Source organism: Rhodoblastus sp., assembly GCF_019449565.1.
Classification (GTDB): Bacteria; Pseudomonadota; Alphaproteobacteria; order Rhizobiales; family Beijerinckiaceae; genus Rhodoblastus.
Map to the genome: position 1 here is coordinate 24,805 of NZ_JAGRPM010000063.1, position 15,376 is coordinate 40,180.

The 15,376-nt window shown below is 64.7% G+C and carries 13 protein-coding genes; 4 read left to right on the plus strand and 9 right to left on the minus strand.

What is annotated here, in order from left to right; translation table 11 throughout:
- The first annotated feature begins 23 nt into the window (after positions 1-23).
- A complete protein-coding gene (locus QZ409_RS14480; protein WP_296712823.1) occupies positions 24-1,307 on the plus strand; it encodes an O-acetylhomoserine aminocarboxypropyltransferase in 1,284 nt (427 codons plus the stop codon).
- Between the two features lie 6 nt (positions 1,308-1,313).
- Here the strand turns inward: QZ409_RS14480 and cysE are convergent, their stop codons facing one another.
- From cysE to QZ409_RS14500, 4 genes are all read right to left on the minus strand, one after another.
- Positions 1,314-2,195 (minus strand): serine O-acetyltransferase, encoded by an 882-nt coding sequence (gene cysE, locus QZ409_RS14485; protein WP_296712680.1) that lies wholly within the window; start codon positions 2,193-2,195, stop codon positions 1,314-1,316.
- Between the two features lie 9 nt (positions 2,196-2,204).
- Positions 2,205-2,582, minus strand: a complete 378-nt coding sequence (locus QZ409_RS14490) for a hypothetical protein (protein ID WP_296712682.1) — start codon at positions 2,580-2,582, stop codon at positions 2,205-2,207.
- Positions 2,583-2,706: 124 nt separating this feature from the next.
- Positions 2,707-4,692, minus strand: a complete 1,986-nt coding sequence (locus tag QZ409_RS14495; protein WP_296712684.1) for a family 2A encapsulin nanocompartment cargo protein cysteine desulfurase — start codon at positions 4,690-4,692, stop codon at positions 2,707-2,709.
- Positions 4,693-4,784: 92 nt separating this feature from the next.
- Positions 4,785-5,732, minus strand: coding sequence for a family 2A encapsulin nanocompartment shell protein (locus tag QZ409_RS14500; protein WP_296712686.1), 948 nt, complete (start codon positions 5,730-5,732; stop codon positions 4,785-4,787).
- A gap of 347 nt (positions 5,733-6,079) precedes the next feature.
- Between QZ409_RS14500 and cysK the strand changes: the two genes are divergently transcribed.
- Together cysK and epsC are read left to right on the plus strand one after the other, a co-directional pair.
- A complete protein-coding gene (gene cysK / locus QZ409_RS14505) occupies positions 6,080-7,057 on the plus strand; it encodes a cysteine synthase A (protein WP_296712688.1) in 978 nt (325 codons plus the stop codon).
- A 17-nt stretch (positions 7,058-7,074) separates the two neighbouring features.
- Complete coding sequence (epsC, locus tag QZ409_RS14510; RefSeq protein ID WP_296712825.1) at positions 7,075-7,995, plus strand: serine O-acetyltransferase EpsC; 921 nt, start codon at positions 7,075-7,077, stop codon at positions 7,993-7,995.
- 97 nt (positions 7,996-8,092) lie between these two features.
- On the opposite strand, the gene QZ409_RS14515 is transcribed toward epsC, so the two are convergent.
- Both QZ409_RS14515 and QZ409_RS14520 read right to left on the minus strand, forming a co-directional pair.
- A complete protein-coding gene (locus QZ409_RS14515) occupies positions 8,093-8,893 on the minus strand; it encodes a lytic murein transglycosylase (RefSeq protein WP_296712827.1) in 801 nt (266 codons plus the stop codon).
- A gap of 183 nt (positions 8,894-9,076) precedes the next feature.
- Complete coding sequence (locus tag QZ409_RS14520) at positions 9,077-9,838, minus strand: hypothetical protein (protein WP_296712691.1); 762 nt, start codon at positions 9,836-9,838, stop codon at positions 9,077-9,079.
- A 327-nt stretch (positions 9,839-10,165) separates the two neighbouring features.
- Between QZ409_RS14520 and ppk2 the strand changes: the two genes are divergently transcribed.
- Positions 10,166-10,951: a polyphosphate kinase 2 gene (gene ppk2, locus QZ409_RS14525; protein ID WP_296712829.1), complete on the plus strand. Its 786-nt coding sequence runs from the start codon at positions 10,166-10,168 to the stop codon at positions 10,949-10,951.
- Here the strand turns inward: ppk2 and QZ409_RS14530 are convergent.
- The 3 genes from QZ409_RS14530 to QZ409_RS14540 all read right to left on the minus strand — a co-directional run bounded on the left by QZ409_RS14530 (position 10,948) and on the right by QZ409_RS14540 (position 15,345).
- Entirely contained in the window at positions 10,948-13,947 is a 3,000-nt protein-coding gene (locus tag QZ409_RS14530) for an L-glutamate gamma-semialdehyde dehydrogenase (protein WP_296712694.1), read from the minus strand. The genes ppk2 and QZ409_RS14530 overlap by 4 nt on opposite strands.
- A 46-nt stretch (positions 13,948-13,993) precedes the next feature.
- Entirely contained in the window at positions 13,994-14,572 is a 579-nt protein-coding gene (pth, locus tag QZ409_RS14535; protein WP_296712697.1) for an aminoacyl-tRNA hydrolase, read from the minus strand.
- A 134-nt stretch (positions 14,573-14,706) separates the two neighbouring features.
- A complete protein-coding gene (locus tag QZ409_RS14540; protein ID WP_296712702.1) occupies positions 14,707-15,345 on the minus strand; it encodes a 50S ribosomal protein L25/general stress protein Ctc in 639 nt (212 codons plus the stop codon).
- Between the last annotated feature and the right edge of the window lie 31 nt (positions 15,346-15,376).

Here is a 15,376-nt window from a genome sequence, read left to right on the forward strand (position 1 = left end):
TGAAAAAAGCTTCTGAGGAGCCGGTGAAGGCGGATCGCGCCTTTGGCTTCGAGACGCGCGCCATTCACGCGGGCGCGGCGCCGGACCCGACCACCGGCGCGCGGATCACGCCGATCTACCAGACCGCCTCCTATGTGTTCGAGGATTCGGAACAGGCGGCCTCGCTCTTCAACATGCACAGCTTCGGCCATGTCTATAGCCGCCTGTCCAATCCGACGGTGGCGGCGCTGGAAGAACGCATCGCCAATCTCGAAGGCGGACGGGCGGCGGTGGCGGCGGCCTCGGGCCACGCCGCACAATTCCTGACCTTTTTCACGCTGCTGGAGCCGGGCGACGCCTTCGTCGCCTCGCGCAATCTCTATGGCGGCTCGCTGACGCAATTCGGCCTGAGCTTCAAGAAGCTCGGCTGGACCTGTTCTTTCGTCGATCCCAACGATCCGGATAATTTCCGCCGCGCGCTCACCGAACGCACCAGGGCGATCTTCATCGAGAGCCTCGCCAATCCGGGCGGGATCATCGTGGACATCGAAGCGGTCGCCCGCGTGGCGCATGAAGCGGGCATTCCGCTCATCGTGGACAATACGCTGGCGACGCCTTTCCTGTGCCGGCCGTTTGACTGGGGCGCCGATCTCATCTGCCATTCGACCACGAAGTTTCTCGCCGGCCACGGCAATTCGCTGGGCGGCGCGTTGATCGAATCCGGCTGGTTCGACTGGGCCAAATCCGGCAAGTTTCCGTCCTTGGCAGGACCCGAGCCGGCTTATCACGGTTTGAATTTCATCGAGACCTTTGGCGATTTCGGCTTCACGACCAAGGCGCGGGCGGTGGCCTTGCGCGATTTCGGCCCGGCGCTGTCGCCGATGAACGCCTTCCTGACCCTGACCGGAATCGAGACCCTGCCGCTACGCATGGAGCGCCATGTCGCCAACGCCGGCGCGGTGGCGGAATTTCTCGCGACGCACCCCGCCGTGTCATGGGTGTCTTACGCCGGCCTGCCGACCAGCCCCTACAGGGCCCTGGCGCAAAAATATCTGCCGCTCGGTCCGGGGGCGGTGTTCACCTTCGGCGTCAAGGGCGGCTATGAGGCAGGCCTGCGCGTGGTCGAGCGTGTGCGGCTGTTCTCGCATCTCGCCAATATTGGCGACACGCGCAGCCTAATCCTGCATCCCGCCAGCACGACCCACCGGCAGCTGACCGAAGAGCAGCGTCTCGCCGCCGGCGCTGGCCCGGACGTTGTCCGCCTGTCGGTGGGGCTCGAAAGCGCCGCCGACCTCATCGCCGATCTCGATCAGGCGCTGCGGGACTAACGCGGGTCAGATCTCGAAGGTGAACGAGTCATAGGCAAGCTGGCCGAGGATCTGGTCCATGTCGCGATAGGGCTCGCTTTTCCGCGAAACGCCGACGACCTTCGCCGGCACGCCCGCGACGGTGGAATAGGCCGGGACGGGACGCAGCACCACCGACCCGGCGGCGATGCGCGAAAATTCCCCCAGTTCGATATTGCCGAGAACTTTCGCTCCGGCGCCAATCATCGCCCCGCGCCGCACCTTGGGATGGCGGTCGCCCGAGTCCTTGCCGGTTCCGCCCAGCGTCACATTCTGCAGGATCGAGACGTCGTCGTCGATGACCGCCGTCGCGCCGACCACGAAGCCGGTGGCGTGATCGAGAAAGACGCCCTTGCCAATGCGCGCGGCGGGATGGATATCGGTTTGGAAGACGTCCGACGAACGACTCTGGAGGTAAAGCGCGAAATCGGTCTGCCCGTGGTCCCAGAGCCAATGGGCCAGGCGATGGGTCTGGATCGCGTGATATCCCTTGAAATAGAGGAAGGGCTCGATGAAGCGGTCGCAGGCGGGATCGCGGTCGATTACGGCGTTGATGTCCGCGCGGAAGGCGAGGGCGATGTCGGGGTCGTCGCGCAGGGCGCGGCCGAAGGCGGCGATGATCTGGGCGCCCGCGACCAGATCGCTGGCGAGACGGCTCGCGACCCGGTGAATCACGGCGTCTTCGAAACTGGCGCGGTCGACAATGGCGCGGCGCAGCAGCGCGGACAAAGTGGGTTCGCGCTCATAGGCGTCCTCGGCCTCCTCGCGGAGCTTGCTCCACAGCAGGTCGTCATGCGCCGGCCCCCGCGAATCCAGCAGCGGCCGCCTGACGCTTTCAACGAGAATGAGATGACGCGGCGCGGTGGACATCGCGTGTGCTCAATGTGCAGAGAGGGCGCGGTCTCTTGACGCAATGACGGCTCCGCCTCTTGACGCAATGACGGCTCCGCCTCTTGGCGCAACGACGGCTCCGCCTCCTGGCCCAGCGAGGGCGCGACCGCTGGCGGCGCCGCCGAAGGCCGTCAGCTCGTCGATGGACAGCCGCCCGAGCGTTCCGCGCGCCTTGAACAGCCGGCGCGCGGCGCGTTCGGCATATTCGGGCTCGGCGAAAAGTACGCCTTCGAGCGGCAGAAAGGTCTGGTTCGAAGCGAAGAAGCGGAAGGCCTGATCGGCATGGTCGCGCGCGACGATGCCAGCGGTGCGTCCGGCGATCTGAATGACATAGGCATGGGTCATGCGATTGATCATGCGCCTCAATTGGCGCCGCTCCCTGGCGATTAGCTCCGACAGGAAACAAAATACATAGTCTATAATAATAGTCAATTATTATCCGAGGCAAACCCGCGCGTTTCAGCGTGGGAGATTTTTGCCCTTTGTGCGCCTAGTTGCGGCCCTGCAGCTTGAACAGCACGTCTACCAGCGCGTCGACATCCTCGCAGGTGTTGTAGAAGGCGAGCGAGGGGCGAACCGTCGCTTCGAGCCCGAAGCGGCGCAGGATCGGCTGGGCGCAATGATGGCCGGAGCGCACCGCGATGCCTTCGGCGTCGAGCGCCTTGCCGATTTCCACTGTCTCCTTGCCCTCGATGACGAAGGACAGCACGCTTGCCTTTTCGCGCGCCGTGCCGATCAGCTTCAGGCGCGGAACGGCGAGCATTTTTGCGGTCGCATATTCCAGCAGGCCGTGTTCATAGGCCGCGATATTGGCCATGCCGAGCGATTCGACATAGTCAATCGCGGCGCCAAGGCCCACGGCGTCGGCGATATTGCCGGTGCCGGCTTCGAAACGCTCCGGCGGCCCCTGGAACACGGTTTTCTCAAAAGTCACGTCGGCGATCATGTTGCCGCCGCCCTGCCACGGCGGGGTCTGCGCCAGCACCGAATCGCGGCCGTAAACAGCGCCAATGCCGGTCGGGCCGAACACCTTATGGCCTGAGAAGACGTAAAAATCGCAGCCGATCGCCTGCACGTCGATGGGCATGTGCGAGACGGCCTGCGCGCCGTCGACCAGCACGCAAATGCCGTGCTGATGGGCCAACGCCGTCATTTCCGTGACGGGCGTCACCGTGCCGAGCGCATTGGAGACCTGCGTCACCGCGACGATCTTCGTCTTCGGGCCGAGCAGCTTTTCATAGGCTTCGAGAATGATCTGGCCGCTATCGTCGACCGGGGCGACGCGCAATTTCGCGCCGGTCTGGGCGCAGAGCTGCTGCCAGGGCACGATATTGGCGTGATGCTCCAGATGGCTGACGAGGATTTCGTCGCCTTCCTTCACATTGGCGCGGCCCCAGGACTGGGCGACGAAATTGATGCCCTCGGTCGCGCCGCGCACGAAAATAATATCGCGGACGGACGGCGCGTTGAGGAAGCGGCGGGTTTTTTCGCGCGCGGCTTCATAGGCGTCGGTCGCGCGAGCCGCCAAGGCATGGGCCGCGCGATGGATGTTGGAGTTCTCGTGCTTGTAGAAATCCGAGATCCGCTCGATCACCGCCAGCGGCTTCTGCGTCGTTGCGGCATTGTCGAGCCAGATCAGCTTTTTGCCTCCGTTGACGCGCTCCTGCAGGATCGGGAAGTCGCGCTTGATCGCTTCCGGATCGAGCGGAAAGCCGGCGGCGCCGCGGGCGGGAGCGGCGAGGGGGCGCAGGTCCAGTTCGAGGAAATTATAGCTGGCCGCCGGCGCCTTTTGCGCGGCGGGCGCCGATGCCGGAGCGCCAGCCGGGGCTTCGGCAGTCGCGCCCGATTGCGGCGCGAGGACGGCGTGCGGCGCAATGGGAATTGCTGGCGGCGCCTGGGGAATGGCGGGCGCGGCGACGGGTTGCGCCGAGGGCGCGAGCAAGGTCGCCTCGCTCAGGAAATAAGACGTTTCCGCGCCGGCGCCGGCGCTCGCAGCGGAATCATAGGGATTGGCGCGATGGGCGGCGGGAACGAGCTGTGCCGTCTCGCCGAGCGCGAATGGCGGGTCGACCGGAGCGGCCGATCCGGCCGAGGCGCCCGGAAGCGGCGGGCTGAATCCCGGCGGCAGGCTGGAGGGGCTCGGCGCCTGCGGCGCGACGAGATTGGGCGTCGGCACGATCGAGGGAATGGTCGTGGGCGGCAGGTCCGGCGGCCCGACCATCGGATTGGCGGGCGTGTGGGGCGCGACGGAAGTGACGACATTTGGCGCGGGCGCAAATGCCGGGTTCGGCGGCGCGATCGGAATGCCCGGGTCGGCGGTCGGCGTCAGGCTCTGATTCGGCGCGAGATGGAAGAACACGTTGGCCATTCGCGCGATGATCGAAGGGTCGGGAAACCCCGGCGCCACGCCGGGCGCGACAGGGCCGTCCTGAATTGGGCTCGTGGAAGCTTCTGACGCGGTGAGGCCAAGCGGCATTTCGTCGGTCCTGCGAATGGTTCGGGGCGGCTATGTAGCCGCAGGCAAAAAAGGCGGCCGGCGGCGCGGGGTAAGCGCCGCCGGCCCGTCCGTCACGCATAGGTGAAGGGATATTGGTGATATTTGCCGATCTCGACGTCTTCGAGCACCGCGAGCGCGTCCTCGGTCAGGACCGCCGTCGAGCAATAGAGCGAGATCAGGTAGGAGGCGATGGCCTTGCGATTGATGCCCATGAAACGCACCGACAGGCTTGGCGCGATTTCGCCAGGAATGCCCGGCTGGAATAGGCCGATCACCCCTTGGCGCTTCTCGCCCGTGCGCAGCAGCAGGATCTTGGTCTTGCCGTTCTCGTCGATCGGCAGCTTGTCCGAGGGGACGAGCGGAACGCCGCGCCAGGTGATGAAGGGCGAACCGAACAGGGTGACGGTTGGCGGCGGCACGCCGCGGCGGGTGCATTCGCGGCCGAAAGCGGCGATGGCGCGCGGATGAGCCAGGAAAAACGCCGGCTCCTTCCAAACCTTGACCAGCAGGTCGTCGAGGTCGTCGGGCGTCGGCGCGCCCGAGCGCGTGCTGATGATCTGGGACGGCGCCGCATTGGCGATCAGGCCATAATCGCCATTGTTGAGGATTTCATATTCCTGCTTCTCCTTCACCTTCTCGATCAACAGGCGCAGCTGTTCCTGAATCTGATCATAGGGATGGCTGTAGAGATCGGAGACGCGGGTCTGGACGTCGAGAACCGTGGTGACGGCGTTCAGCGAATATTCGCGCGGCGCGTCCTCGTAATCGACGAAGGTTTCGGGCAGGTCGGCGTCGCGGTCGCGCGCCGGGCTGCACTGGACGTCGGCGTCCGTCAGCGCCTCGCCTTCCTTGACGCGGTTCAGGCGGTAGATGCCGGCCTCGACCGGGGTCCAGGGCAGAAAGGACACCAGCCAGCGCGGCGTGATGCCGGACCATTGCGCCCGCGTCTTGGTGGCGTTGGCGAGCTGCCTTGCGGCCGATTCGCTCAGTGTTCTACGAATTTCGGTATCGTCGGCCATATGACCCTCGTTGCATGCTCTAAGAATAGATAGGCGTAAAATAATCTTCTTTTTAAGAAGAAAATTATTCTATACTTTGTATGTATCTTATGATTGCTTGAGTAATGCCAATTTTTAGCTGCGGCAAGAGGCAAATCGACGCGGCGACGAAATTCGATAGTATGTAAAATATAGAAAAACCATGGAAAATATTCATTGCCAAACCCGCGCGCGGAAATCGACGCGGTGAAGGAAGACCGCGTCGTGGCGACCGGACGCGTGAGATTTCCGGTTGCCTTTCCAATTAAATATACTAATTTTATAGACACAATATATCGCTCGGCTCCACGGGAGCGACGGAGGCAATCATGGCGCATTGGTTTGAAGACAATTCCCAATCCATCGGACATACCCCTCTGATTCGGCTGGATCGCGTGGTCGACCACGCCCCGGCGACCGTCCTGGCCAAGATCGAGGGCCGCAACCCGGCCTATTCGGTAAAGGACCGCATCGGTACGGCATTGATCCAGGACGCCGAAAAGAAGGGCCTGCTCGGCCACGGCAAGGAAATCGTCGAACCGACCAGCGGCAATACCGGCATTGCTCTGGCTTACGTCGCCGCCGCGCGCGGCATACCGCTCACGCTGACCATGCCGGAAACGATGAGCCTGGAGCGCCGCAAACTCCTGATCGCCTATGGCGCCAAGCTGATCCTGACGGAAGGCGCCAAGGGCATGTCCGGCGCCGTCGCCGAGGCCGAGCGCATCGCCGCCTCCGACCCCTCGCGCTATGTTCTGCTGCAACAGTTCAAGAACCCGGCCAACCCGGCGATCCACGAGACGACGACCGGCCCGGAAATCTGGGACGACACCGATGGCGCGGTCGATTTCTTCATCTCGGGCGTCGGCACCGGCGGCACCATCACCGGCGTGTCGCGCTTCATCAAGCTGACCAAGGGCAAGCAGATCCAGTCAGTCGCGGTAGAACCAGAGGCGAGCCCGATCCTGACGCAAAAGCTCGCCGGCCAGCCGATCCAGCCCGGCCCGCACAAGATTCAGGGCATTGGCGCCGGCTTCATTCCGGACGTGCTCGATCTCTCGCTGATCGATTCGGTCGAGCGCGTCAGCAATGAGGAAGCCATCCATTACGCGCGCCGCCTTGCGCGGGAAGAAGGCATTCTCTCCGGCATTTCCAGCGGCGCCGCCGTGGCTGCGGCCGCTCGGCTGGCGAAGAAGCCCGAGAACGCCCACAAGACGATCGTGGTGATCCTGCCGGATTCCGGCGAACGCTATCTCAGCTCCATCCTGTTCGAAGGCGTCTTCGACGCCAAGGGACTCGCCGCTTGAACCTTCTTCATCGCGCCATCGAAAGCGAGCTCGACGATCTCGGCGTTCCGGGGCTCGTCGAGGCTTTGCGCGATCTGCGGACGGCGTCGCAGAAGCGGCGCTATCGCGGCGCGCCGCCGGAGCTTCCTTCACGCGAGGCGACCATCAGCCTTGTCGATGGCCTGACGGCGGCGCTCTATCCGCGCCATTTCGGACCATTCGGCTTGCGAGCGCGCGAGGTTGACGGCTTTGTCGAGCGCAAGCTCGCGGATAACCTGACCGCCCTGCGCCGGCAGGTCGAGCTGGAGTTGCGGCTTTCCGGCGAGAAGAGCGGACCTAACGACGCGGTCGCGCGGCATGCGGGCGAGATCGTTGCCGCCTTCGCCGCGACGCTGCCGAAGGTCCGCGCCGTGCTTGATACGGATATCCGCGCCGCTTTTGAGGGCGATCCTTCCGCGAAAAGCATCGATGAAATCATCTTCTGCTTTCCCGGCGTCTTCGCCATCATCCGCCACCGGCTGGCCCACCAGCTCCACCGCCTCGGCGTCCCCATGCTGGCGCGGATCGTCGCTGAAAGCGCTCATTCGCAGACCGGCATCGACATCCATCCCGGCGCGCAGATCGAGGAAGGCTTCTTCATCGATCACGGCACCGGCGTGGTCATCGGGGAAACCACGATCATCGGCCGCAAGGTCAGACTCTATCAGGCCGTGACGCTTGGGGCGAAACGCTTCGAGACCGATGGCGACGGCGCGTTGCTCAAGAATTACCCGCGTCATCCGATCGTCGAGGACAATGTCGTGATCTATGCCGGCGCCACGGTGCTCGGCCGCATCACCATCGGGCGTGGATCTTCCATCGGCGGCAATGTCTGGCTGACCCACAGCGTGCCGCCCCACAGCAATGTCACCCAGGCCTACGCCCGCGAGGAAAGTTTTCACGGCGGCGGCGGCATCTGAGGCTTCTTGGCAATAAAAAAACCCTCCCGAAAAATTCCGGGAGGGTTTTTCATTTGGCGTCCATCGCCCCGGCAGGCGCCGGGCGATATCGCAGAGCTTAGTGGTCGCCGCCGTCGATCTTCGCGCCGATCAGGGCGATCGCCTGCTGGTAGACGCTCGCAGCGTTCCAGGCCTGGATGGCGGCGAAATTGGTCTGGCCCGGCTGATAGCCCGCGCCCGCGACCCAGCCATGGGCCTTGAGGTAATTCGCGGTCGACATCAGGGCGCCGCTGGAGGTGTCGAGATTGCCGACGCCATATTCCAGCACGGTCTTGGGCATGAACTGGGTTTGGCCGACTTCGCCATGCATCGAGCCGCGCGTTCCGGCCGAGAATGTGCCGCGGTCCACCAGCTTCAGCGCCGCATAGATCTGATCCTTGAAGAATTCCGGCCGGCGGCAGTCATAGGCGAGGGTGGCGACGGCGGAGAGCATGTTCTGTTGGCCTGAAATCGCGCCAAAGCCCGTCTCCATGCCCCAAATCGCGAGCAGCGGTCCTGGCGGGACGCCGTAACGCTGTTGAATCTGCGCGAAGAGCGCCGCATTGGATTCCTTCAGCTTGCGGCCGCGCGACACGATGATCGAGCCGCCGCGCTTGGCCAGAAACTGATCGAGCGACAGGTGGAAGCTCTTCATGCCGCGATCGGCGTTGATCGTCGGCTGGTTATAGGTGGTGGACATCAGGGCGGCGATGCCGGTCGGGCCGATCCCCTGCGCCTTGGCTTCCTGCGCGAAGGCCTGCTTCCAGGCGTCGAAACCCGCCGACGTGTTTCCGCATTGGGCGGCTGCGGCGGCGCCCGCGGTCAAGGCTAAGCCGGCGACGGCGGCTGCGAATATTCCGAACTTCCTGGCCTTCATCATGCAGGTTCCCTGGCTTGCGATCATTCTTGCAATCGCTTTGGCAATCGCACTTACAATCATTTTTGCGCGGCGCGACGTCAGCGGACAACGCTTGCAGAACCGTTTCGCGCCTGCGAATTGCCGCGCATATTGGCAAAATGTCGCCCGGGCGCCTAGCGCTAATACCCGGTCTTGAGCGCGCCGTCACGGGGCTTTGAAACTTTCCGCCACGGTGATGAGGTTGATCGGCAACACGCGAATGAAGCCGCCGCGCGGGCTGTCGATTTCGGCGATCAGCAGGAAGGAGATCGAAATCGTCGCTGGGACGACCAGCAGGAGAAAGGCGTTGAAGCGCTGGCCGCCAAAGCCGAGCAGGCCGCTGCAGGCGGAGGCGATGATCGCCATCAATCCCCAGGCGGCGACGGGAATGCGGTTGCGCCAGGCGGCGAGGACATAGCCCTGCGCGTTGATGGCGTCATTCGCGCCGGCGACCGCCAATGCGACGATCGGCGTGGGTTGCGCCGCCGCGGCGTCGCGGACGATGGACCAGATGTCAGCCTGGAGCTTGGCAGTTTCCTGCTCGATCCGGGCGAGCGCGGCCTGATCCTGGGTCTCGTAGAAAGCGATGCGGCGATCGAGATAGGGCTTCAGCTTGTCCTTCAGCGCGGTCGCGGCCGGCAGAGACAGCAGGTCGGCGCGGGCGAATTCCGTCGCGATCGCATTGGCTTCGGATTCCTCCAGGCTTTTCCTCATGTCGTAACGATTGACCGACATGGCGAAGCTGAAGCCGACGATGAGGCCCAGCAGGGTCAGCGACGCGCCCAGCACGGATTTGAATTCGTCCTGCTCCTCGCGCCGGAGCGGCCGCCAGATCTGCTGGCAATAATAGCCGCCAAGGGCGATGAGCCACAGGCCCGCGAGGGCCAACACGAAAAGGCCGAAGGGATTGTCGAGAAGCGGGGACATCGTTTCTCCGGGGCGGGCGGTTCGTGCGGAACTTTGCGGCGGTCAAAAAGGGAATCGCCGTCAAGCATGATGGCGGCGGAGAAATGTTTCGGCAACAGCGCGACTCGCGCGGCCGCGCGACGTCTTGAAGCGACGGAAAGTCTTGCCCATGCTATGCTGTGCGTCCGGAATTCGCCGCGCGTCAAGACGGCGAAGCCGAGGGGACGGAGCGCGCGCCGCTTCGCGCAAAGGCGCGGAATGGCCGTGAGGAGGATCTGAAATGGGCAAGAAAAAAAGAAACACGCCGAACACGCCGCCGAGCAGTCTGCCGAGGCAACCAATGGCAAGCTGAAGAACAAGATCTATGAAAAGGAGCTTGAGAAGCTTCACGTCGAACTGGTGAAGCTGCAACAATGGGTCGTGGCCAAGGGCCTGAAGGTCTGCATCGTCTTTGAGGGCCGCGACGGCGCTGGCAAGGGCGGCTGCATCAAGGCGATCTGCGAGCGCGTCAGCCCGCGCATCTTCCGTGTCGTCGCGCTGCCGGCGCCGACCGAGCGCCAGAAGTCGCAGATGTATATTCAGCGTTATATTGAGCATTTCCCGGCCGCGGGCGAGATCGCGATCTTCGACCGCTCCTGGTACAATCGCGCCGGGGTCGAGCGCGTGATGGGCTTCGCGAACGATGCGCAGGTCGAGCGCTTCTTGCAGCAGGCGCCAAGTTTCGAAAAGTCGATGGTGGAGTCGGGTATCATCCTGCTGAAATATTGGCTGGAGGTCAGCGAGGAAGAGCAGGAGCGTCGTCTTGCTTCCCGCATCGACGATGGCCGCAAGATCTGGAAGCTGTCGCCGATGGATCTCAAAAGCTTCAGCAAATGGTACGATTATTCGCGCGCCCGCGACGCCATGTTCGCCGCCACCGACACACCCTGGGCGCCCTGGTATGTCCTGCGTTCGGACGACAAGAAGCGAGCGCGCCTGAATGTCATCGAGCACCTGCTCAGGCACATTCCCTACGAGGATATGAAGCGCGAGAAGGTCAAGCTCCCCAAGCGCCAGGACAGCGAGGACTATGTCGAGCCGGATTATCCGTATAAATATGTCACGGAACATTCCTGGGGCGCGGATAAGGCCTAATCGTCCAGCGCCAGCAGGCCGGCGTCGCCGCCAAGCGACGCCCGGTTCACGCTGAGCGCGATTTCCCGGCAGAAGCGGCGCAGATAGTCCGGGCCGCCCGCCTTGGGGCCGGTTCCGCTGAGGCCGAAGCCGCCGAATGGCTGGCTGCCGACAACCGCGCCGATCATGTTGCGATTGACATAGAGATTGCCCGCCGGCGCCTTGCGCGCGAGTTCCACGATGCGGCGTTCGATGCGCGTGTGCAGGCCAAGGGTCAGGCCGTAGCCGGAGGCGGCGATCTCGTCGATCAGTTCCGAAAATTGCTCCGCGCGCCAGGTCGCGACATGCAGCACCGGGCCGAAGATTTCGCGGGCGAGATCGCGGGGGCGGTCGAGCCTGACGATATGCGGCGCGACGAAATTGCCAAGGACCGGGGCCGCGCCGGCGAAGAGAATGCGCCCCGTCGCCGCGCATTGCGCAAGATAGCAATCGAGGCTGGCCTTGGCCTCGGCGTCGATGACAGGGCCAACATGGGTCGCGATGTTGCGCGGGTCGCCAACGCGCAATTCGCGCGCGGCGCCGATCAGCATTTTTATCGCGGGCTCCGCAATGTCTTCCTGCAAGCACAGCAGCCGCAGGGCCGAGCAGCGCTGGCCCGCCGAACGGAAGGCCGACGTCAGCGCGTCGTCGCTAACTTGTTCGAGCAGCGCGGTGGAATCGACGATCATGGCGTTGACCCCGCCGGTCTCGGCGATCAGCGGGACGATCGGCCCACTCCGCGCCGCCAGCGCGCGCTGGATCGCCTGCGCTGTTTCGACGGAGCCGGTGAAGGCGACCCCGGCTGCGCGCGGGTCGGATAGCAGCGCGGCGCCGAGGGCGCCGTCGCCCGGCGCGCAGCCCAGCGCGCCTTCCGGAACGCCCGCCGCCTTGAACAGCTCGACCGCCGCGACAGCGATTCGCGGCGTCTGTTCCGCCGGCTTGGCGACGACGCAATTGCCCGCCGCCAGCGCCGCCGCGATCTGGCCGGAAAAGATCGCCAGCGGGAAATTCCACGGCGAGATGCAGACGAAGACGCCACGTCCGCGACGGCTGAAAAGATTGTCTTCCCCGGTGACGCCGGGAAGGCGGGCTTCGGCGCAGAGCTTGCGCGCCTCGCTGGCGTAATAGCGGCAGAGGTCGGCGGCCTCGCGGACCTCCGCGACGGCGTCGTCCAGGGTCTTGCCGCCTTCGGCCTGCAACAAAGCGATCAGTTTTCCGCGCTGCGCTTCGATGAGATCGGCTGCGCGCAATAGGCTGTCAGCGCGCTGATCGACCGGCGTTGCGCTCCAGGCCGCGAAAGCTTTTTGCGCCTGTTCCATAGCGACGCCGGGACCAAGCGCGCGCGGCTCGATCGCCGCCAGCGCCTTGCGATGGGGCTCGATTTCGGCCAGCAAGGCAGCGAGAGCGGCTGAATCGCCGAATTCGACGCCCGCGGAATTCTTGCGCTCCGGCGCGAATAGTTCGCTCGGCGCCAGCAGATGGGCGTGGCGCGCGCGTCCCGAGGCGCGCAGACGCTCGAGCGGGTCCGCGAGCAATTCCTCCTGCGGAAAGTCCGGCTCGGCGGCGCGGGCGACGAAGGAGGCGTTGGCGCCATTCTCGATCAGACGCCGCACCAGATAGGCGAGCAACTCGCGATGCGGCCCGACCGGGGCATAGACCCGGCAGGCGACGCTCGAATGCCTCCGCAGTTCGTCGTGCAGCGCCTCGCCCATGCCGTGCAGGCGCTGGAATTCATAATCCGTCCGGCCTTTGGCGCGGGCGACGACGGCTGCGGCGGTCAGGGCGTTATGGGTGGCGATCTGCGGATAGAGATGCGACGCCGCGAAGAGGCGTTCGACGCAGGCGACATAATTCAGGTCGGTCATCGCCTTGCGAGTGAAGACGGGAAAATCGGCCAGCCCGCGCTCCTGAGTGCGCTTGATTTCGCTGTCCCAATAGGCGCCCTTGACCAGGCGCGCATTGATGCGTCGGCCAAGGCTTCGGGCGAGTTCCGCGACATGGTCGATCACTGCGCCGGCGCGCTTTTGATAGGCCTGGATGGCGAGCCCAAATCCCTCCCAGTCTCCGAGCGAGGGATCGGAGGCGACGCGGGCGATGATGTCGAGCGACAATTCCAGCCGGTCGGCCTCTTCGGCGTCCACGGTCAGGCCGATATTTTTCTGCCGGGCCAGTTGCGCCAGCTCCAGCAGGCGGGGCGTCAGCTCGGCGCGGACGCGATCGGCCGAGATCGCCTCATAGCGCGGGTGCAGGGCGGAGAGCTTGACCGAAATGCCGGGTCTTTGCGCGGGCGCCGCGCCTTCTGCCATCTTGCCGATGGCGTCGATGGCGCGGTCATAGGCGTCGAAATGGCTTTCGGCGTCCAGCGCCGTGCGCGCGCCTTCGCCCAGCATGTCGAAGGAATATAGGTCGCGCCGGCAGGCGGACGAGGCGGCGCGCGCCAGCGCGGCTTCGATGGTTTCGCCGAACACGAAATGGCCGCCAAGCAGGCGCATGGCCTGCCGCGCGGCGGCGCGCAGCGCGGGGACGCCGAGACGCCGCGCAAGACCGGCGACGACGCGATGAGGCGAATCTTCCGCCTCGACGACGCGCGCGGAAAGGCCGAGCGCGTAGGCGCTGGCCTGAACGAGCGGGGCGTGCGAAAGCGCGTGATGATGGTCGAAATCTCCGGCGGCCAGCTTGTCGGCGACGAGAAGGTCGGCGGTCGCATTGTCGGGCGCGCGGACCAGCGCTTCGGCCAGCGCCATGATCGCGAGGCCCTCGCGCGACGAAAGCTTGAATTCGCGCAGGAAATCATCGACGCCGCCGACGCCCGGCGGCTTGGCGCGCATCGCGCGCAAAAGCTCCGCCGCCAGAGCGCGCTCCTGCTCGCGCTCTTCAGGCCGCGCCGGAGCGGCGAGCCAGTCCGTGGCAAAATCTTCGTCAGGCGGCGCGAAAACCGCCGAAAAGGGTTTGAATGGAGCGATGGGTTCGAATTTCATGCGCGCCGCCCGCAGCTGAACGGCGCCATGATAGCAAAGGCCGGGGCTAAAAGCCCGCGGCCTGCATGGCGGCGTGAATCCTGGTCTGGAACAGGCCGTCGTCGCCCTTGGCGAGGGTCGCGACATTTTTCGCGATCGCGTCGCACAGGGCCTCGACCCAGGGCTTGTCCGATTTGGCGAAATCGCTCAGCACATGGCTGTGGACGAGAGCCTTGTCGCCGGGATGGCCGATGCCGAGCCGCACGCGGCGATAATCGCCGCCCATATGGGCGGTGATGGAGCGCAAACCGTTATGGCCGGCGTCGCCGCCGCCGCGCTTGACCCGCAGCTTGCCGGAGGCGAGATCCAGTTCGTCATGGAACACGACGATGTCGGCGAGCGCGATCTTGTGAAAGCGCGCGGCCTCGGCCACGGCGCGGCCGCTCTCGTTCATGTAGGTTTCGGGCTTCAGCAGCAGCGCGCGTTCGCCGCCCAAGCGGGCTTCGCTGAATTCGCCGTGGAATTTCTTGCGGAAGGGCGCGCCCTCGCAGGCGCGGGCGATGGCGTCGACCGCCATGAAGCCGATATTATGCCGGTTGCCGGCGTAGCTCTTTCCGGGATTGCCCAGTCCGACGAGCAGCAGCATGGCCAAGGCTCTTGTCTGAAATCTCTTGTCTGAAATCATTTGGCGGAAAAAGAACCGCCCGCCGGATCCTTGGGGAAGGACGCCCGTCTGTCGACGGGCCTTGGCGGGCGGCGCAAAATTTTGGAAGCAGAAGCTTACTTCTTGCCCTTGGCCGGAGCGGCCGCAGCCGCGGCGGCCGCCGCAGCTTCCGCCTCCGCCGCCGCGGCGCCGCCGGCGGGCGGCGAGATCGTGGCGATGGTGAAGTTGGACTTGTCGACCGGGGTCACGCCTTCGGGAAGGGCGATCGAACCGATGTGCACGGAATCGTTGAAGTCGAGGCCGGTGAGATCGGCGGTGATGGATTCCGGGATGTTGTCGGCCGGAACCAGCAGCTCCACCGTGTGCAGCACGATGTTGATCGAGCCGCCGCGCTTGATGCCGGGGGCGGTTTCCACATTGGCGAAATGGACCGGCACGCCGACCTTGAGCTTCGAGCCGGACTTCAGGCGCAGGAAATCGACATGCATCGGGGTGTCGCGCACGACGTCCAGCTGATAGTCGCGCGGAATGGCGCGCTCGGCCTTGCCGTCGATCTCGATCTCGAAAATCGTGGTCAGGAAGTGGCCCGCGTAGATCAGCTTGTGAACGTCGCGGTAGGAAAGCGAAATCGGCGTCGCCGCTTCGCCGCCGCCATAAATGACGGCTGGAATTCTGCCTTCACGACGAACGCTGCGGGCGGCCCCCTTGCCGGTCCCGCTGCGAACCGTGGCGGCGAGTTTCTTGATCTCGGCCATAGTTCAATCCTTTATAAAGCCGCGCTCACGC